This is a genomic window from Lysinibacillus sp. NPDC093216 (assembly GCF_050280325.1).
Lineage (GTDB): Bacteria > Bacillota > Bacilli > Bacillales_A > Planococcaceae > Lysinibacillus.
In genome coordinates this window covers 62,271-80,676 of the sequence record NZ_JBNNVB010000009.1, presented here as the reverse complement: position 1 = coordinate 80,676, position 18,406 = coordinate 62,271, and the positions used below count along the sequence as shown (strand labels likewise).

The window sequence follows — 18,406 nt, the reverse complement described above, 5'->3', positions numbered from 1 at the left end:
TGGTCTAGAGCAAGCATTACAAAAGAATGCGTCCATTTCGATTCCTCCTTGAAAAGAAAACTATCTTTATCATAACATTTTTTAGGAAATAAATAAAGTTACAATATTCAGATTTTTATATTAAAATAAATGGTATAATTGTATTTATTGGGATTTTCATCATGACATGGGGTTGGTTTCCATTTCGACGGGGTGCTTTGTCGCTGACGCTTCGCTTTCGCGCAGAGCAAAGCTTCCTGGGGGCATCTGATAAGCCGATTTGGCCTTGAAGACGTTATCACAGGAAAAGGGATGGAACCCTTTTTTAAAAGTACTGTTACCAGAGAAAATTTTTAAGAAAAGAGGAACGTCTATGATTCAGTTTGAAAAGATGAACACAAAGCATTTTTTGCAAAATTTAACGGTAAGTGATTTTGCGATTAGTCCTGATGAAAAGCAGATGGTACTAAGTACGAATTTTAATGGATATTTTAATCTATGGGGAATGGATTTAGAGAAAAAATTTCCTTATCAAATGACTTTTAATAATCAAACTTCGAATTTTATTAAATATTCGAAAACAGGTGAATTCCTTTTAGCAGGATTTGATAAAGATGGCGATGAAAATAGTCAAATTTACGCAATCTCACCTGAGGGAGGAAGCCTAGTACCAATTCGCTATAAAGAGGGAGAGCGTCATTTCTACGCACATTTGACTGAGGATGGTAGACATCTTTATTACTCAACTACAGCTGGAAATTCGACGTATTTAAATAGTTTAGTTTATGACATTGAGAGTGAAGAGGAAAAGTTACTTATTGAGGGTAGTAATGCACCTACTTTTATCGCTACAGTTAGCCCAGAGGAAAAATCATTTGTTTATATTAAACAGTTTGGTAATACGCATTCCTTAGCATATGTACAAATTGATGGTGAGGAAATATTGCTCACGCCATTAACGGATAAGCAACATACAGTTTCCGATGTTGTGTATACTTCTGAAATGGAAATTTATTTTTTAACAGATTACGATGAAGATTTTAGCTACTTAGCAAAATTTGATATTCAGTCGAAACAATTTATAAAGTTGCTTCAATTAGTAAAAGAAAACTTTACAAGTATTCATTATTCGAAAGAAGAGCATGCACTTTATTTAGTTGGTTCCTATGGTGTAGAGGATCGGCTTTATCGTTATACAGTGGCAGATGGGAAAAATGAAAAACTAGAAACACCTGTTGATATTATTGAGAAAATGGTTATTATGCCAAGCGGACATTTATATTTGCTTGGAAAATCGGCTACGAAGCCAAATAATATTTTTGTTTCAAAGGAAATGGGAAGCTCGTGGTTGGAGTTAACTCACTATAGAGTACCGGGTGTTCGGGACGAGGATTTGGTGGAACCCGAAGTGCTACGTTATCCATCGTTTGATGGTTTGGAAATTGAGGCACTCTTGTTCAAGGCGAAGGAAGAAAATTCGAATGGCCATGTTATTTTATGGCCACACGGTGGTCCGCAATCAATTGAACGCAAATCATTTCGACCGATGTTCCAATTCCTTGTGACCCAGGGATACACTATTTTTGCACCAAACTTTAGAGGCTCATCGAACTACGGTCTAGACTTTATGAAAATGGTTGAGGGCGATTGGGGTCATGGTCCACGTCTTGATAATATTACTGGGGTTGATTGGCTTATTGAGAAGGGCTATGCGGATCGTGATAAAATGCTGCTTTCAGGTGGTAGCTATGGTGGCTATATGGCACTGTTATTACATGGTCGCCATGCAGATTACTTTAAAGCAGTTGTCGATATTTTTGGTCCAAGTAATTTGTTTTCATTTATTGAGTCTGTTCCGGATTTTTGGGCGCCATATATGAAGCAATGGATAGGAGATCCAGAGAAGGATAAAGAAAGATTAACAGTCGATTCACCAATTACGTATTTAGATGGTATGACGAAACCTATGTTAGTCATTCAAGGGGCGAACGATCCACGTGTTGTGCAAAAGGAATCTGACCAAATCGTTGCTGCTTTAAAGGACAAGGGGCGAGAAGTGGAATATATTGTGCTAGAGGATGAGGGACATGGATTCACGAAAAAGGCGAATGAAATTTACGTGTATGAGAAAATATTCGAATTTTTTAATACACATATCAATTTATAAACGAGGGCTATGATTATTCATTTATCAGACTAGTAATCGATGGAAAACATAGGAGGACGATTATGCTACTAAATCAACAAGGATTTGATTTATGGGCTGATGGTTACGATAAAACGGTTCAGCTAAGTGAAGAAAGCAATCAGTATCCATTTGCGGGATATAAAGCAGTATTAAATACGATATTTAACGAGGTCATGTCCATTCCAAAATCAACTGTATTAGACATTGGATTTGGCACAGGGGTGTTAACGGCAAAACTTTATGACAATGGCCATTTTATCAATGGACTCGATTTTTCCTCGAAAATGATCGAAATCGCCAAAGAAAAAATGCCTGATGCAAACTTAATGGAGTGGGATTTGTCAAAAGGGCTGCCAGTAGAGTTTCTTCATCAAAAATATGATGCCATTATTAGCACCTATGCGCTGCATCATTTTACCGATGAAATGAAGGTGCAATACATTACAGCATTATTGCAGCAACTTACGCCTGCAGGCAAAATTTTTATCGGTGATATTGCGTTTGAAACTAGAGCGCAGCTTGAAAAATGTCGACAAGACAGTATTGATTATTGGGATGATGATGAATTTTATTTTGTCCATGAGGAAATTAGCGCCTTGTTAAAAGGCGTATGCCAATTAGAATTTCATCCAATCTCGCATTGTGGTGGGATTTTTGTACTTTCGAATTTTGCATAGGAAGAAGCTTACATGATTATTTCTGATTATTTATATGGTGAATTTGAGATAGATGATGTGTTAGCGGAACTTCTTTTGAGTAGACCGGTACAAAGATTGAAGGGGATTCATCAAGGTGGGGCAAGTTATCTTGTAAATAGCCGATGGAATGTAACACGTTATGAGCATTCGATTGGTGTCATGCTGTTAATTAAACAGCTTGGAGGCTCTTTAGAGGAGCAGATTGCAGGATTATTGCACGATGTTTCACATACAGCTTTTTCGCATGTCATTGATTTCGTCCTTGAAAATAAAGCTGAAGATTATCATGAAGAAATATTTATGAATGTGATGATGAATTCTGAAATTCCTCTTATTCTTAAAAAGTATAACTTTGATTATGAACATCTATTTAGTAATACTGCGACATGGAATTTACTTGAACAACCAGCTCCTGATTTATGTGCAGATCGAGTAGATAATACTTTAAGAGATATGTACACATATGGGCGAGCCTCACTAGAAGAAATAAAAATATTTTTAAATGATATTATGATTCATCAAGGGAAGATGTGTCTGAAAAGTATTGAAAGTGCAGAATGGTTTGTGAAAACATATTATCAAGAAGTACTTGATTTCTTTATGGATCCGTTAAATATTTATGCCTATCATAAACTTTCACAAACGCTAAAGTTAGCATTGGATAAAAAGATTATTACGCTCGCTGATTTTCTTAAGGAAGATGAAGAACTAATTGTACTGATGAAATCTTCAAATGATAGGCAAGTGCAGAGCCTATTAAAACAGCTTCATTCTAATGTAAAAGTGAGCGTGGATCAAACAGAATTTGATATTCATCAAAAGAATAAAACTAGACTTATTGATCCTTTGCTTTACCTTGAGAATCGATTAAGAAGGGCAAGCGAATTATCTGAAGATGTTAGAAAAATGAATGTAGCTGCTGAAGAAAAATTTCTACAGGGTGTGTTTGTGAAAATTCTATGAGTATATCGATAAATTAAAACTTTTTCGGTAGAACAAGGAAGGGGTTGTCAGTAGACAGCTCCTTTGCTTTATGTAAACACCCCAAAAATGGGGTGTTTCGGCTAAGTTTGAAAGGGTTGATACATGTGTTTTTTATTTCTTGTATTCTTTTTTATGTAGTCGGTATACCACTTCATATTCGGTGGGGATACTATGGCAATGTTATTTTGAAGAAGGCTTGGATGGTCCATTTTCAAGGAGTAGCCACTAAATATCTGGATAACTACTTATATTGGTTTCGTTGGCTTGCTTTAGGAAAGAACGTTGCATTTGAAAAACGAGTGGAGCAAATGCTTGTTTAAGCGTGTCAAAAATTGAATAACATAACTGTCAATTCTTTAAGGGGAATAGCTGAAAGAAAAAAACGTCAAAAGACTCATCAGAAATACATTTCTAAGGAATTTAGTGTGTTCCGATATAGCAATACATTAGAGAAAAGATAAAAACAAATGTTAAGGCAATCCCTAACACTGTTTGGTTATGAGTGCTTTTATCATTTTTTAAGTTCTTTAGAAAAGTAGTGAAGTTTACAAACCATAAAACACCTAATAAAGGTATAACAATTAAGAACATAATTAACATAAAATACCACCCTTTGTTGTTTTCTGATTATTTTTCTATATATTTTAGTATATCATAAGCTTTTCTATCACAATAAAACAACAAAGCTTTTAGAAAAGAAGAGCTCTTTAACACGAGTTCAGACAATATTTTTTTCCCTCGGGGGTCCCGTTATATCTCTTTGTCTAGCTGTCCTATCTTATATTGCTATGAATACGTTCACTAACGAAGCACTTCGAAATTTTCTTAATGGATTTTTTTATATGAATGGATCCCTTTTTCTTTTTACAGCTATTCCGATCATCTATCCAAAATGGTTAAAGCCTTATGCTGGATTACCTTCGGATGGTTACCAAATTTTTTATACATTGAAAAAACTGAAAATATAAAATTTTAGACATCTCTTTAAATATATCGCAAACTACGATATAATCGATTTTGACGATATATTTAAAGGGGCAAAATTATGATTAAAGAATTAAATAACTATTTTACAACAATTTATTACCATCTACATACAACGCATGAAGAGTCAATTTCGCATCAAAGCGTGCGAATTTTACAGATGATTCAAAAGGAAGATGAAGTAACTGTACGTGATATTGCTGAGTTATTGAATATTTCTCAAAACACAGCGTCTGAGCATATAAAAAAGCTAGAGCGTAATGGCTGGGTGAAAAAGGAGCGATCTATCGAAGATCAACGCAAAGTACATCTACATCTTACAGCAGAAGGGTTTCACGTCTTAAAGAAAAACACTGAATTAGATGATGAAAAACTGCAACATGCGCTAAGCCAGCTTTCAGAAGAACAACAACAAACAATTTTACAGGCATTTCGTCTATTAAGCGAGGTGTCTAAATAATGTACACATTAGTAAAAATCCTTTGCTCGGCGGCCGTTATCGGTATTGTTACAGAGGTTGCTAGAAGATTTCCTTCCTATGGCGGCATTATTGCAGCTCTACCACTTGTCAGTATTTTAAGTATCATCTGGCTTACTGTGCAAAGTGAGCCGAGTGAACATATTCAGCGCTTTACGGTTGGTGTAATTGTTGGATTACCAGCTACAATGTTTATGCTGTTTGTTATTTATATGGCGATGAAATCATCGATCCATATCGTGTTTGCCATTGGACTAGGAATTGCTTCATGGGCAGTTTTTCTAGGTGTTCAAAAAGCCATTGCTAGTGTATTTAATTTTTCAATTTAGGAGAATAGTAGATGACAGTAATTCCAATTCAGCAATTACATCAAAATGATGTGTTACAGTTTTTTAAAGAGCATTGGGGAAGTACAGAAATGGTCATTTCCAGTGGGATATATGACTGTAGTCAATTAGATGGCTTCGCCTATGTAGATAAACAAAACATGATGTTAGGTCTCGTGACGTATATCATTCGTGATAAAGAATGTGAAATTATTTCCCTTGATAGTATTGTGGAGGGGAAGGGGATTGGTTCATTGCTTGTACAAGTTGTTGAACAACATGCATCCGAACAAGGCTGTACAATGATTACCCTCATTACGACAAATGATAATTTACATGCGTTAAAATTTTATCAAAAGCGAGGTTATTGCTTAATCGAAATCTTACAAAACGCAGTAGATCAGGCAAGAGCATATAAACCTGAAATTCCTTTAATCGGCAATGAAGGGATTCCGATACGTGATGAAATAAGATTAGCAAAGCAATCTGACTTATAATGAGTCAGGTTGTTTTTATTTGTATTAAAGGGTAACGTAGCGCAAAGAAGTAAATTGGCGTAAAAAACCCTCACTAGAACTTGAAGCAACGGATAGAACGTCCAAAATCGTGGATAGAGTCTTCGGGATGATGGATAGAACGTCCAAAGTCGTGGATAGAGTCTCCGGAATGATGGATAGAACATGCAAAATCGTGGATAGACCCTCAGGAGCGACGGAAAGAATCACTGTTTATTTTCGAGGTTTCATCACCTGCGATTTCTCGCTATACTTATGGGTAGTAAGAAAGTGAGGAATGAAATGAAAAAATTACTATTTGTTTTATTATTTAGTGTTCTAGTGGTGGGAGGAGCCTTCATCATTTATTTAAAAAGCAATCCACCACTTGTCATGAACAGCTATACGAATTCTACAGAAGATTCAACTATAAAAATCGTAGAAATAGAGAATAAAGGACTACGTGACATCAAGCTTCAACAAATACTCATCAATGATAAAGTGCCTGAAAATGTTGAGCTTGTCGTGAGTAAGTCGGAACCGTTTGAAGCAGAAACGAAGCTAGTAGGTAATCCGAATATTACATATCATAAATTAAGACAAGTAAATATTTTTCCAAGTCAATACATAGATCGTAAGGCCATCGGAAAGCAGCCACAGCATTATGCAGTGAAAGTTGAGGCACCTAATATTAAAAAAATAACAATTAAGTACGATTATTTAAATATGCCATTTACTTTAACAGCTGAGTTACAAGCTACTAAATAAAGGGAAGCTATTATCAATGGGGGTTTTCTTTTTCAAAGTTGATTAGGCTGCATGCATCTTAAATCAGAAAAGCGCGAGAAATCAACGTTTCTAAAATTGATTTCTCGCGCTTTTTAAGGCTTAGACCAGTTTTGTCTCAACCTTATCATTTTCTTTTTTTTATTTGTAAATTGCCCTTATTAAACATAACAAGTCCATTAAATCGCTCATAAAAACCATATAACGGATATAACAGTCCAAGGAATACGATAAAGGAAGGGATTTTTTCGATAACAGGGATTATGCCTGATAGTAAAGATCTTAATGTTTCTGTTAAGAAAATAAATAAAGGAATGATTGCAATTGTACCAATTAATAGAAATGGGGTTACTTTTGTCTCTTCTAATTTGACGTGGCAGTGTGGACATTTCATGGTAAATGGTGATGAAAAATCCTCAAAGTCTTCAAGCGTTATTGCTTTTTGACAATCTGGACATGGTATAGATGTTTTCATAAATAAAGCTCCTTAAAACGAATTCTCTTTAGTATAGTTGAGAATTATTACCAAAGTAAGCGGGAAATATTGGGGTTAAGAAATTGGAAATCCGAAGAAAAAGCGTAAATAAGAAAAGGGTCGGGCTGTTATGTGCAGTTTACCTCCCAACTAACGTCATTACATCCATAAACTTTGATGGGGTAGTCCATTGCCCGTTAAACCTTAGCTATAGACTCGTTTTATGTCTTATCATTTATGCCCGTGTCATTTCATAAGATTGTTTGATGAAAAAATACTATCTCTCCTAAAACATGGTAATCTAATAGTAACATTCGTTGAAATGTTAGGAGGGACTAAATGGGGTTTGTCGTCATCGGCATAGTACTTGTTATCTGTATTTTCACTGTGACTTTAGTGGTTATTCGGAAGCATTCGGAGGGGGATATTAAGCTGGAAGTAACAGCTGTATGTGAAGGGAAAAACGAATTAAATCAAGTTATTATGAAGATATATTTTACATTTTCAATTGGCACACTGGCACAACGTAAAAAAGAAATAATGGGCAGTATTGATTGGTCAAAAGGATGGATGCCTGTTTGCTATAATTTAAAGGAATATGGAGTCTATCAGGACGAAAGAATACTCCCTGCTACAAATGAGAAAACGTATACAACCTTCGAAATCAACGCTACAAATGCTACAGATCCTCTGGGACGGGGTGAGGGGTATGTTGTACTAGTATTAGAGGATCCTATTTCTATAGATAAATTCAGAGCAGGTGTGATTCTTGCAGTAACCGCCAATATGGTGACCTATCAGCTATCTGATTCAACTAGCTGGAATAATGACTTTTAATCTTAATGAAAATCAACAAGATAATCCACATACAACACGTTAATAACTTCCATCGCCGTTTGAAAGGATGGATGGAACGATTTCAAGGCGTAGGTACGTATTATTCGGATAGTTACCTCTACTGATATCGTTGGCTTGAGTTACATAAAAACTTGGCATTTGAAAATCGGGTAGAGCAAATGCTTATTTCCGCTAGTCAAAAAATCTATATATTTCACAGTTGAAGCATTAAGAAAAGATAAAGCGCACCATTTATCAGATGCTTTTTAAAGGACCCAATGGTTTACTGTTATTCAAATAATGGAGCAAATTAGTTGAACTAGAAAGTTTAAGAACAACACAAAACTGCTAGAGAAGAATTACATTCTCTAGCGTTTCTTGTTTCTATGTTAATTCATTATAACAAATTATTCCACAAATCACCATTCTGTTTTTCACCTTATTTTCTAGGTAATATAGAGTGATGAAAAGGAATGAAAGGATAATGAAGAAATCATCCTTTAAAGAATTAAACTTTGATGAGGAGGAAATATGATGGATTACCTATATCATATGGTGCCAAAAAAAATGACGGGGGAGGATCTTATTTCTCTTAACGAGATAAAATTGATACATCCTGAACTTTATAAGGCCTACTCAAAAAAGTATTTTAACCATCCAGAAAGGCCGAGCTTATTATTGAAAAGCATCCCCAAATTAAATTGCTTATGGAATGATGTGATTTTTTTACTACCTCTTCATCCTTACTATGTTTACGAAGCTTTACATTCTCTTGGAGTAAGTATTAAAAAAGATTTGATGTTTTATGAAATACCAACAGAAAGATTGGTCAAAAATAAAAATGCTGTGTATTTCTATAATAAAGAGAATTATATGGGCCCAGCTTCGGATATACCTTGTGAAGAAATACAAATCATTGATATCATTTCATATCCAGAATGTTCGGCTTTACCATCAGACACATTTGCCTACTTCACAGAAGAACATAAAAAAGGTGTTAACTTTGGGATGTTCGCACATATTCCACATATTTTGAGTTTAGGATACATTAATATTAAAGGTGTAAATATGATTAATTGGAGTGTTGCTCCAGTTCAAACAAAATTGATTTAATATCGGCGTTTAGATAAATTAGCGACCTTGTTGAACTAACGGGTTCTAAGTTACATTTTGAATCACGAAATATAAAAACCAAAAAGACAGAATTTATTCTACACGTTTTGTAGATTAAATCGAACTTTTTGCTTTAAAAAAGCTATTCGTTAGGAGGAAAGTACCTAATGAATAGCTTTTTTGTTTGGTAGGGAAATAATGGAACCTATTCAATTGGATTTCGTAGAATATTAAAAGGAAGGAGTGTCTTTGTTGTATTCGTTACTATACTATAAGGAAAAACCTTGGGAGATAGACAATGAAGAGGAATTATACAAATATGCTGCTGTGGTTCAAAAGTACATCGCCATCTTAACCTATGGCAATCAGTTAGATGAACAAGCCTTAGATGAACTTATTGCAACATATCTAACAGAGGAAAGCTGCGATGACTCAAATAAATTTAATATAAGGTATGATACATATGATGCAGATGTGAAAAGTCCCCATAGGAATCATTGGATTTTTGGAATTCAGATGGATGATGAGCAGCTTTTAGAGTTTGAAGCGACTATCCAACGCTTAGATGGTACGCATGTCCGAATTCAACATAGGAGTCGAGGACATTATGAAGTTAAAATTGATGGTAAACTATATTCCACAAAGGTATATCGAACTAGAGAGTCCTTGAAGGTTTACAGAGAGCCTGTTGAAGGGGAATATTTACTTTTTATCGACGAGGAGTCAGAAGATAATGTCCTACTAAGAAGTAAAATGCATATGATGCCAGAAAAATTGCAATCGCTTTCTCTATCAGCGACAATTCCTCGTGAAGAATGGGAAGTATATGTACGAGATTGGATCAAACGATTACTAAAAATCATACAAGAGTGACGACCAATCATCAACCGAAAAGAAGGTAATAGATTTTGGATATTTTGACAGATAAATTAATAATGATTGGTTTGTTTATTCTCATCATTCATTCGATAGAGACACTTGCGTATGCAGTTCGATTATCGGGTGCACGTGTAAAATTATTAGCTTCTGCACTATCACTGTTTAATGTCATGGTCATGTTTTCAAGGCTAGCAAATATGATGCAGCAGCCTTTTACAGGAAGTCTAACTGACACAGCACCAAAGGAAAACACATTGCCATTTGTGGAACAGCAATTCCGCATACTTATTGGCGCCGCTTCACTAGGTACATTGGTAGGCATTCTACTATTGCCGACTTTTGTAGCGATATTTTCAAGGGCTATTATTCATTTGTCTGAGGAAAGAGGCTCGATCCCAGCATTATTCAAAAAAGGTTTTAGTATTGAGTATATCAAAAGGGGAATAAAACATATTCATTTGCCAAGCTTTTCATACTTAAAGGGGATTAGCTTGCGTGATATTCCTCTAAAATTATTTATCGTAAATGTCGTTATAACGGCCATCTATACCATTGGTGTACTGTCTGCACTTTACGCCTCTTTATTAGTTCCTGAAAGATCGAATACTGCTGTGATGTCATCAGGGCTTATTAATGGTGTAGCGACGATGTTACTAATTATATTTATTGACCCTAAAATTTCCATTCTAGCAGATGATGTTATCAATCAAAGAGGCAGCTACTTAAGCCTTAAACGAGCTTCTGTGATGATGATGGGATCAAGACTGCTAGGCACATTTTTGGCACAACTATTATTTATACCAGGAGCAAAATATATTGCATGGTTTACACAATTCATGTAAGGGGGATATACATTGATGATAACTATTCCAGCCAAATAACAGGTTTCTTTAGGAATTAAGAAGGATAGATTGAAGTTGATATTAATATGATAACTTTCAAAGAAAGGAAAATCGATTTCTAATGAAAAAAATATGCTTCCTAATTTTAATGATGTTTGTGTTAGTTGCTTGTAGTACGAATCAACAAGAGGAGGTCCATTACATAGCGAAAAGTGAGCACTGGAAGGCCGTATATCATAGTAATATGGAGGAGGGCTTGCGGCTTTTCTATCTTGGTGAAGGTAAAGACTTGGGTGATTTACAAATAACGATTGAAGGGTCTAAAGAATCACTAACTATTGATGACGCCCGAGTGAATATAGATAAACAATTTGCCTTAAAGAAAAAAGAAAGTGCGAAAATTTTTAAAAAGGATGCTGCCCCAATCATTCAAATACAATGGCAGTCTCACAATGAGACTTTAGAAGTGCGAAATAGCTGAAATAGATGAAGACATGAGCATAGGAGTGCCCAGACACCTTCGCTCAAAAAATTCAGTGATCGACATCGCTACTTTCCTGCTATGCATTTGCAATAAAAACACCTTAAATTGTTTCATAAAAACGAATTTTCGGACATTGACAAGTATTGGAGCATTCGTTATAGTAGATAACAATTTCACAAAGCAATGAAATTGGCGATGAGAAGGACACGAGTTTTGAAGAACGATTCATAGAGAGGGAGGCCTTGGCTGAAAGCTTCCTAATGCAGCTAGCAAAACTTACTACCTTTGAGCAGTGCTTGGAAACTTGCACCGTACTTGCAACGTTACTGCATTTCAATGAGCCACTAGTGCATCTAGTGGGAATTTGGGTGGAACCACGGGTAATCAACACATGCTCGTCCCTTTATGGGGCGAATATGTGTTTTTTTATTTTAAAATAAAGGAGTAGAGAACATGTCAAATCAATTAATTAACATTCAATTTCCAGATGGGAAACAACAAGCATTTTCAAAAGGTGTTACACTAACCGACATTGCACAAGCGATTAGTCCCGCTTTACGTAAAAAAGCAATCGTAGGGAGTGTCAACGGAACCATCATTGATTTGACGCGCCCGATTTTGGAGGATACACAAATTTCCCTTTATGATGCTAGCTCAAAAGAAGGAATTCAAGTAATTCGTCATTCAACAGCTCATTTACTAGCTCAAGCAATTAAGCGTTTATACCTTGATGCTCGATTTGGGATTGGCCCAGTGATAGAGAATGGTTTTTATTATGATATCGACATTGAGCATTCCTTTGCGCCAAGTGATTTGCAACAAATTGAAAAAATGATGAAGCAAATTATGCAAGAAAATATACAAATACAGCGTAAAGAAGTAACAAGAGCAGAGGCACAACAGCTATTTGCTCATGATGCGCTAAAGCTAGAGTTATTAGAAGATATTCCAGAACATGAAGTTGTGACGGTTTATGAACAAGGAGATTTTTATGATCTATGTCGTGGACCTCATGTACCTTCTACAGGTAAATTACAACATTTTAAATTAATGAATGTGTCTGGAGCTTACTGGCGTGGTGATAGCAATAATCAAATGCTTCAGCGTATATACGGTGTAGCGTTTGCCTCAAAAAAAGAGCTTGAGGAACACTTTGTTTTCTTAGAAGAAGCGGAAAAGCGCAATCATCGAAAGCTAGGAAAAGAACTAGATTTATTTATGTTTTCAGAGGAAGCACCAGGGATGCCATTTTATTTAGCAAATGGTCAAATTATTCGTAACGAATTGGAATCTTATTTACGTCATGTACAAGCAAAATTTGATTATCAAGAAGTACGGACACCATTGATGATGAACCAGCGACTATGGGAGCAATCCGGACATTGGGATCACTATAAAGACAATATGTACTTTACACAAGTAGATGACCAAAGCTTCGCATTAAAGCCGATGAATTGCCCTGGACATATGCTAATTTTTAAAAATGATTTACATTCGTATAGAGAGCTACCGATTCGTATGGCTGAATTTGGTCAAGTTCATCGACATGAATTTAGTGGTGCATTAAATGGCCTTTTACGAGTTCGTACTTTTTGTCAGGATGATGCACATATTTTTGCTACGCCACAGCAAATTGAAGATGAAATTGCACTTGCACTGAAAATTATTGATGAGGTATACAAGATTTTTGACTTCCAATACGATATTGAATTATCAACACGTCCAGCTGATTATATGGGCGAAATTGATCTTTGGAATGAAGCGGAAGCTGCATTAGAAAACGTACTAACTAATCAAGGTTTTCCTTTTACAATTAATGAAGGCGACGGAGCGTTTTATGGACCAAAAATTGATATTCATATTAAAGATGCCATACATCGCAGTCATCAATGTGCAACGGTGCAACTCGATTTCCAACTACCTGAGAAATTCGATTTAACATATATCAATGAACAGAATGAAAAAGTAAGACCTGTCGTTATTCATCGAGCGGTATTCGGTTCAATTGATCGCTTCTTAGGCATATTAATTGAGCATTTCGGAGGGGCGTTCCCAACGTGGCTTGCACCTCAACAAGTAAAAGTAATCGGGGTAGCAGATACACATCAAGATTATGTTCAGCAAGTAGTGGATGCTTTACAAAAGGAACAAATCCGTGTAAGTATTGACAATCGGCAAGAAAAGCTTGGTAAAAAAATTCGTGAAGCTCAAATGAAAAAAATACCGTATATTTTAGTGCTTGGTGATAAAGAAATGGATCATCAACATGTCACTGTTCGTAAATATGGTCAGCAAGCATTAATTGAAAAACCATTGCAACAGTTTATAGAGGAACTAAAGCAAGAAATACAGCAAAAAACCTTATCTTAAAAGGGGATTAAACCATTCCTTATATTAATATAGCTCGACTCCAGAGGTAAGTCACTACTCCCTCGAGTCGAGCTAATAACAGCCATGAAATGTATGTTGTAATATATGTTTTTCTAAATTTACTGGAAAATATTGATTTTTTCATCGATTTTGCTACTATTATCAAATTTTCAAGCATACAATAAACTAAACAACAAACAAAATAGATTTAATTGATGGAATCACTTTGATAATTACTATTTCCTAAAAGGATAGTTTGGGTCTCAGCGTCAATGACCAGGTATTTATAATAAGTCTCCTGATTATTTTGCTTAAAGGATGCTAAAAAATATACTTGTCGATTGGGATGAATAAAAGTATGTTGAGTGAGGTCTATTTTTTCACGTATAAAATTAGTTTTTAGATGAAATGTCTCCTCAGCCTTAGGTACGTCCTTAAAGGCTATTTTTTTACGAATGTTTAAGGTAGCATCGTTATACTCCTCATAGATTGTCTTGTCTATTTGATGATAAAAATCATTCTCAGTACGAAATGTCTGATATTGATTATTAGGATATTTATAAGATGTTGTTCCAGAAGATATGCAAAGAATAGGTGCTGTATTTTCTACTGAATCTTGAGGCTGCTGTAGTAAAAAGCTCGAAACGACCAATGATAAAAAAAATACCTGCATTTTTAGGCCTCCTTTTCCTGTCATAAAGAAGATATCCCATTTTTATGTTATTTATACGTATCTTTACAACATCAATAGGAATTTGCTATCTATTCTATAATCGGAACCTAATACAGGGTAAAACTAGTCGAATCATCGGAAATCGTTTCAGCTGGCTTTATTGATCGCTTTTGAATATTTATTTAGTAGGACATCTAATTCTTGACTACAATCTACCACGCTAGGATGGGTGAAACCTAAATCCATAGCCTTTTTATACATATCTTTCCTTTTATTTTCAATCTCCATCTTCAAGAATTGTTTAAACGATATCTTAACCAAAATCTTTTCCCCCTAAAATTTTTTCTTCATATTCTTGAAATACATTGACCTCGATTCAACTTTTTCATTGTATCTCACCTAAAACGAAAAATATGTCACATTGTGTATAGGTTGAGAAATTCGTAATTTAGTCATAGAAAAATATAATCATAATTATATAATGGGAAAATAAGAAATTTTAACACAGGGTATTTCAGCCTATTTAAATATCCTTTTATTGTATGAATTATGTGTTTTATCACCCTCTACATTAGAATATTAGGGTTTTTTTTTGGCCAAATATAAGAACGGGCAAAGAGTGATATTTAATAGTTTTACTCCTTTTTTACTATAAAAAACTAATGTCGAAATCTACTGTAATTTTAATGGTCTTCGTATCTTGTCACAATTTATCAAATAAACTTCTTTGTTGTTTGTTATTGAGGAGATTTCATGTTGGTTCATAATGTTGAGAATTTTCGAAATAAACGGAATGATGGGTAAATAGAGTTTGCATAATTGATATGATAGGGGGAGGTTATGGTGTTGAAGTTAAGGTTGCCTTTAATAAGCATTATGATTGTTACTAGTTTAATATTATTAGCATCTTCAGAAGTGAAAACAAAAGAAGGAGAATCTTCAGAATCAACAGTGGTTACTAACCATTCCATTCAACACGTGGAAGAATCAAAACAAACGCCTCCAACTATCGATAAGCATTATGATTTTACATATTTAGAGAAATTGTCAGAGGAAAAAAGAGCTTTATATGAAGATTTCTTGAAAAAAGGGAATATTAATAGTCTAAAGACTTTTACACCAGAGGAAATGGTGTTAATTATGATGAATTTAATATTTGAGCATAATTTCGATAAACTCTATGCAATTACCTACAATAACAATGAACTTCCAGATAAAGAAACTTTTATAGCAGAGTATATAGATTATTTATTAGATGAGGATATACAAAATTATTTAATGTACAGATACTACGATAGTATTTCTTTGAATAAAGATTCTAGTACCGAAAGTATAGCAATTGTTCAATTAGAGATAATTTTCGGAAGCTCGCACTACCTCAAGACATATGCCTTATTAAGAGAAGATAGTATGTGGAAGGTTGATCTATACAATTATATGAAAGAAAAGAAGGCAAAATCTGAAGAAAAATAGAGGGAACTATAATGACTGTCATATATTTTGTAAGACACGCGCATTCTCATTATAGCGCTGATGAGTACAATCGCCCACTTTCTAGTAAAGGGTTTGAGGATAGGGATCGTGTTACTAGATTATTTGAAAATAAAAATATCCATACGATATATTCAAGTCCATATAAAAGAGCCGTTCAGACGGTGGAGGGCATCGCACAAGAACATAAATTACAGATAAAAACGATGGATTCCTTTAAAGAAAGAATATTATCTAATGGAAATATACTTGATTTTGACGCTGCCATTCATCAAGTATGGAGTCACCCGAATTTCGCATTTGATGGTGGAGAATCTAATGAAACCGCAAAGGAACGAGCTATTACCAGCTTACAAAAAATTATACTTGCACATCCAAATGACAATATAGTGATTGGTACACATGGCAATATTATGGTCTTGATGATGCAGTATTTTGATGCGCAATGTGACTACTCGTTTTGGAAAAAACTTTCAATGCCTGATGTGTATCAATTAACATTTCAGCATTTTGTGTTAAGTGATGTTCGAAGAATTTGGGAAGAATAGGGGAAGGGGCTGTCTATTGACGGCCCCTTGGTTCATTTTATCGAGAAGTCAGAAGTATTTCTACCACCTGCGGAAAATTACTTATCCAATTTGATTCCAATCTTCTCGTAATAGACCAAATAAAACTACATCATGAAATTGACCGAAGCGGAAAATCTCATTTCGTAGAGAACCTTCTTTTGTAAAGCCACACTTTTCGTAGGAACGAATAGCGCCTTTATTAAAGCTAAAAACCTGAAGCTTAATTTTATTAATGGAAATATAATTAAAAATAAAATGAATAAGAGTTTTCATGGCATCGGTGCCAAGCCCTTTGCCGTGCCATTGTTCGCCAATTGAGATACCTACAAAGCAAGTACTATTTTTCCAGTTGATTCCATAGACGCCACAGGAGCCGATAAGCTCATTAGACGACTTTTCGAATATACCGAAGATAAATTCCTCTTTTTTTCCACTAATACTTTGAAAGAATGAAGCATGATCCTCAAAGGTGTTTGGAAAGGGAATATCGTCATTGGCAAGTAACAACGTATTCTTTTCACTTTCGATTTTTACAAATGCTTCTAAGTCGGAAGAAGTCATTTGCTGTAAAGTAATAGATTGTCCAGTAAGAAATTCTTTAAAATAATTTTCCATTTGTTTTCTCCCTTGTTCAAGGGCTGCAGTTAGAGTTTACATCCCTTGGATTATTTGTTGTATAAACAAACATCTACTGCAATCTCTGCGCTCATATGCCCAACTCCTTTAGTTTAGATATCATTATAGTAGCATTTTTGGTAATTAGTAGAAACAAATATTTCAAACTCCATAAAGTGAGTTGATTTCCGTTCTGACTGAGCGCTTTCTGAAATTGTTCCGATAAATCTTCAAAGTATTCATACAAAAATGAATTCATCACAATAACGTAGGGTGGTCGCTGACGCTTCGCTCCACGGTCACATCTGTGACGCTGATCCCCAAGGAGTCGCACAGTCTCCACTTTAATCAACTTATATACAAGAAATACTTTTTAACAAATGTCATCTCTAACTTTTAGTGATGAAACTATATAAATTATAACTTTCTTGAAGGACGCCAATTGGTTTGGCTATCTACATTTTGTTTCTCCATCCAATTTAGAAAATCGTCTATGCGCCGAATATCGTAATCTAACACTGCTTCATATACATAAATCGAAGGAAGTACCATGGATTTCTTTAGCAGTTCTTCTTTTATATTTAAAATATACTTTCGACTCTCTATTGTTAAGGAGTCGTTCATTAACGATACTAAATCCCTTGATAGAGGACCTTTTCCTGTTTCGGAAAACAGCCACATATCAATATTCCAAATTTCTAATGGGGCATGCTCATATTGTATTTTAAAATAGTAACCATTAAATGGTGTTTCCAAATAATTACGATACTTTAATTCTAAAACCTTCGGATTGCCAGTTAAGTCCGCTAATATCGACATGGCTTCCGCTACATTCGGGCGAACACAAAATGTTTCGATATCGATATCTTGATCCACTAGTAAATCATACGCTGTAGCGCCGACAACATAAGCTTGACCAATTGTATTCCATTTTTCTAGTAGTGCCAATTCTTTTAGAATGAGCGAGGCAGTTTCTTTTCGCTCTTGTGCTCTCTTTAGTAATTCCAAAATTTACACCTACTCCACAATAAATTTCTAAATCATGTTAGAATACATTATATTTGTCATTTATTCAATATATTATCAAGAGATTCAACTGGGCCAAGACCAATCTAGGTAGATTACGAGGACTAAAGTTGAA

At 34.9% G+C, this 18,406-nt stretch carries 20 protein-coding genes and 2 pseudogenes; 17 read left to right on the top strand and 5 right to left on the bottom strand.

Annotation, left to right across the window (positions count from 1 at the left end; genetic code table 11):
- The first annotated feature begins 352 nt into the window (after positions 1–352).
- From ACQKOG_RS12380 to ACQKOG_RS12345, 8 genes and pseudogenes are all read left to right on the top strand, one after another.
- The gene (locus ACQKOG_RS12380; RefSeq protein ID WP_402873615.1) at positions 353–2,146 is read left to right on the top strand and encodes a S9 family peptidase; all 1,794 of its coding nucleotides are present in this window, start codon (positions 353–355) and stop codon (positions 2,144–2,146) included.
- 62 nt (positions 2,147–2,208) lie between these two features.
- Positions 2,209–2,844: a class I SAM-dependent methyltransferase gene (locus tag ACQKOG_RS12375; protein WP_427446665.1), complete on the top strand. Its 636-nt coding sequence runs from the start codon at positions 2,209–2,211 to the stop codon at positions 2,842–2,844.
- 12 nt (positions 2,845–2,856) lie between these two features.
- Positions 2,857–3,828 (top strand): HD domain-containing protein, encoded by a 972-nt coding sequence (locus ACQKOG_RS12370; RefSeq protein ID WP_370078987.1) that lies wholly within the window; start codon positions 2,857–2,859, stop codon positions 3,826–3,828.
- A gap of 212 nt (positions 3,829–4,040) precedes the next feature.
- Positions 4,041–4,169 (top strand): annotated as a pseudogene (locus ACQKOG_RS12365) (IS1595 family transposase); the annotation flags it as partial.
- Between the two features lie 725 nt (positions 4,170–4,894).
- Positions 4,895–5,293, top strand: coding sequence for a MarR family winged helix-turn-helix transcriptional regulator (locus ACQKOG_RS12360; RefSeq protein WP_370078985.1), 399 nt, complete (start codon positions 4,895–4,897; stop codon positions 5,291–5,293).
- On the top strand, positions 5,293–5,640 hold the full coding sequence (locus ACQKOG_RS12355) for a DUF3147 family protein (protein WP_323657388.1): 348 nt from the start codon (positions 5,293–5,295) through the stop codon (positions 5,638–5,640). The genes ACQKOG_RS12360 and ACQKOG_RS12355 overlap by 1 nt, the downstream gene beginning before the upstream one ends.
- Before the next feature lie 11 nt (positions 5,641–5,651).
- Positions 5,652–6,134 carry a GNAT family N-acetyltransferase gene (locus tag ACQKOG_RS12350; RefSeq protein ID WP_370078983.1) on the top strand — a complete coding sequence of 161 codons (483 nt, stop codon included), beginning with the start codon at positions 5,652–5,654 and terminating at the stop codon, positions 6,132–6,134.
- Positions 6,135–6,434: 300 nt separating this feature from the next.
- On the top strand, positions 6,435–6,899 hold the full coding sequence (locus ACQKOG_RS12345; RefSeq protein WP_370078981.1) for a hypothetical protein: 465 nt from the start codon (positions 6,435–6,437) through the stop codon (positions 6,897–6,899).
- Positions 6,900–7,044: 145 nt separating this feature from the next.
- Here the strand turns inward: ACQKOG_RS12345 and ACQKOG_RS12340 are convergent, their stop codons facing one another.
- Complete coding sequence (locus ACQKOG_RS12340) at positions 7,045–7,392, bottom strand: hypothetical protein (RefSeq protein ID WP_402873885.1); 348 nt, start codon at positions 7,390–7,392, stop codon at positions 7,045–7,047.
- A 339-nt stretch (positions 7,393–7,731) separates the two neighbouring features.
- Between ACQKOG_RS12340 and ACQKOG_RS12335 the strand changes: the two genes are divergently transcribed.
- The 7 genes and pseudogenes from ACQKOG_RS12335 to thrS all read left to right on the top strand — a co-directional run bounded on the left by ACQKOG_RS12335 (position 7,732) and on the right by thrS (position 13,917).
- A complete protein-coding gene (locus ACQKOG_RS12335; protein ID WP_402873882.1) occupies positions 7,732–8,229 on the top strand; it encodes a hypothetical protein in 498 nt (165 codons plus the stop codon).
- Positions 8,230–8,252: 23 nt separating this feature from the next.
- A pseudogene (locus tag ACQKOG_RS12330) lies at positions 8,253–8,499 on the top strand (hypothetical protein); the annotation flags it as partial.
- 264 nt (positions 8,500–8,763) lie between these two features.
- Positions 8,764–9,342: a group-specific protein gene (locus tag ACQKOG_RS12325; RefSeq protein ID WP_370078975.1), complete on the top strand. Its 579-nt coding sequence runs from the start codon at positions 8,764–8,766 to the stop codon at positions 9,340–9,342.
- Between the two features lie 252 nt (positions 9,343–9,594).
- On the top strand, positions 9,595–10,215 hold the full coding sequence (locus ACQKOG_RS12320; RefSeq protein WP_427446660.1) for a hypothetical protein: 621 nt from the start codon (positions 9,595–9,597) through the stop codon (positions 10,213–10,215).
- Positions 10,216–10,277: 62 nt separating this feature from the next.
- Positions 10,278–11,063: a lipid II flippase Amj family protein gene (locus ACQKOG_RS12315; protein WP_370079138.1), complete on the top strand. Its 786-nt coding sequence runs from the start codon at positions 10,278–10,280 to the stop codon at positions 11,061–11,063.
- A 121-nt stretch (positions 11,064–11,184) separates the two neighbouring features.
- A complete protein-coding gene (locus ACQKOG_RS12310; RefSeq protein ID WP_402873875.1) occupies positions 11,185–11,544 on the top strand; it encodes a hypothetical protein in 360 nt (119 codons plus the stop codon).
- A 456-nt stretch (positions 11,545–12,000) separates the two neighbouring features.
- On the top strand, positions 12,001–13,917 hold the full coding sequence (gene thrS / locus ACQKOG_RS12305; RefSeq protein WP_427446658.1) for a threonine--tRNA ligase: 1,917 nt from the start codon (positions 12,001–12,003) through the stop codon (positions 13,915–13,917).
- 208 nt (positions 13,918–14,125) lie between these two features.
- On the opposite strand, the gene ACQKOG_RS12300 is transcribed toward thrS, so the two are convergent.
- Complete coding sequence (locus tag ACQKOG_RS12300) at positions 14,126–14,590, bottom strand: hypothetical protein (RefSeq protein WP_427446656.1); 465 nt, start codon at positions 14,588–14,590, stop codon at positions 14,126–14,128.
- A gap of 147 nt (positions 14,591–14,737) precedes the next feature.
- Complete coding sequence (locus tag ACQKOG_RS12295; protein ID WP_198516187.1) at positions 14,738–14,878, bottom strand: aspartyl-phosphate phosphatase Spo0E family protein; 141 nt, start codon at positions 14,876–14,878, stop codon at positions 14,738–14,740.
- Positions 14,879–15,430: 552 nt separating this feature from the next.
- Between ACQKOG_RS12295 and ACQKOG_RS12290 the strand changes: the two genes are divergently transcribed.
- Together ACQKOG_RS12290 and ACQKOG_RS12285 are read left to right on the top strand one after the other, a co-directional pair.
- On the top strand, positions 15,431–16,063 hold the full coding sequence (locus ACQKOG_RS12290; protein WP_370078965.1) for a hypothetical protein: 633 nt from the start codon (positions 15,431–15,433) through the stop codon (positions 16,061–16,063).
- 11 nt (positions 16,064–16,074) lie between these two features.
- Positions 16,075–16,629 (top strand): histidine phosphatase family protein, encoded by a 555-nt coding sequence (locus ACQKOG_RS12285; protein ID WP_427446654.1) that lies wholly within the window; start codon positions 16,075–16,077, stop codon positions 16,627–16,629.
- 81 nt (positions 16,630–16,710) lie between these two features.
- Here ACQKOG_RS12285 and ACQKOG_RS12280 read toward each other — a convergent pair whose 3' ends face one another.
- Positions 16,711–17,265 (bottom strand): GNAT family N-acetyltransferase, encoded by a 555-nt coding sequence (locus tag ACQKOG_RS12280; RefSeq protein ID WP_370078961.1) that lies wholly within the window; start codon positions 17,263–17,265, stop codon positions 16,711–16,713.
- Positions 17,266–17,682: 417 nt separating this feature from the next.
- Positions 17,683–18,273 (bottom strand): hypothetical protein, encoded by a 591-nt coding sequence (locus ACQKOG_RS12275; RefSeq protein WP_370078959.1) that lies wholly within the window; start codon positions 18,271–18,273, stop codon positions 17,683–17,685.
- Between the last annotated feature and the right edge of the window lie 133 nt (positions 18,274–18,406).

Coding starts and splice junctions, on each gene's coding strand:
- ACQKOG_RS12380 (WP_402873615.1), top strand. CDS start 353: ATGATTCAGTTTGAAAAGATGAACACAAAGCATTTTTTGCAAAATTTA.
- ACQKOG_RS12335 (WP_402873882.1), top strand. CDS start 7,732: ATGGGGTTTGTCGTCATCGGCATAGTACTTGTTATCTGTATTTTCACT.
- ACQKOG_RS12280 (WP_370078961.1), bottom strand. CDS start 17,265: ATGGAAAATTATTTTAAAGAATTTCTTACTGGACAATCTATTACTTTA.
- ACQKOG_RS12340 (WP_402873885.1), bottom strand. CDS start 7,392: ATGAAAACATCTATACCATGTCCAGATTGTCAAAAAGCAATAACGCTT.
- ACQKOG_RS12360 (WP_370078985.1), top strand. CDS start 4,895: ATGATTAAAGAATTAAATAACTATTTTACAACAATTTATTACCATCTA.
- ACQKOG_RS12345 (WP_370078981.1), top strand. CDS start 6,435: ATGAAAAAATTACTATTTGTTTTATTATTTAGTGTTCTAGTGGTGGGA.
- ACQKOG_RS12290 (WP_370078965.1), top strand. CDS start 15,431: ATGGTGTTGAAGTTAAGGTTGCCTTTAATAAGCATTATGATTGTTACT.
- ACQKOG_RS12355 (WP_323657388.1), top strand. CDS start 5,293: ATGTACACATTAGTAAAAATCCTTTGCTCGGCGGCCGTTATCGGTATT.
- ACQKOG_RS12295 (WP_198516187.1), bottom strand. CDS start 14,878: ATGGAGATTGAAAATAAAAGGAAAGATATGTATAAAAAGGCTATGGAT.
- ACQKOG_RS12310 (WP_402873875.1), top strand. CDS start 11,185: ATGAAAAAAATATGCTTCCTAATTTTAATGATGTTTGTGTTAGTTGCT.
- ACQKOG_RS12325 (WP_370078975.1), top strand. CDS start 8,764: ATGGATTACCTATATCATATGGTGCCAAAAAAAATGACGGGGGAGGAT.
- thrS (WP_427446658.1), top strand. CDS start 12,001: ATGTCAAATCAATTAATTAACATTCAATTTCCAGATGGGAAACAACAA.
- ACQKOG_RS12315 (WP_370079138.1), top strand. CDS start 10,278: ATGATTGGTTTGTTTATTCTCATCATTCATTCGATAGAGACACTTGCG.
- ACQKOG_RS12375 (WP_427446665.1), top strand. CDS start 2,209: ATGCTACTAAATCAACAAGGATTTGATTTATGGGCTGATGGTTACGAT.
- ACQKOG_RS12300 (WP_427446656.1), bottom strand. CDS start 14,590: ATGCAGGTATTTTTTTTATCATTGGTCGTTTCGAGCTTTTTACTACAG.
- ACQKOG_RS12285 (WP_427446654.1), top strand. CDS start 16,075: ATGACTGTCATATATTTTGTAAGACACGCGCATTCTCATTATAGCGCT.
- ACQKOG_RS12350 (WP_370078983.1), top strand. CDS start 5,652: ATGACAGTAATTCCAATTCAGCAATTACATCAAAATGATGTGTTACAG.
- ACQKOG_RS12370 (WP_370078987.1), top strand. CDS start 2,857: ATGATTATTTCTGATTATTTATATGGTGAATTTGAGATAGATGATGTG.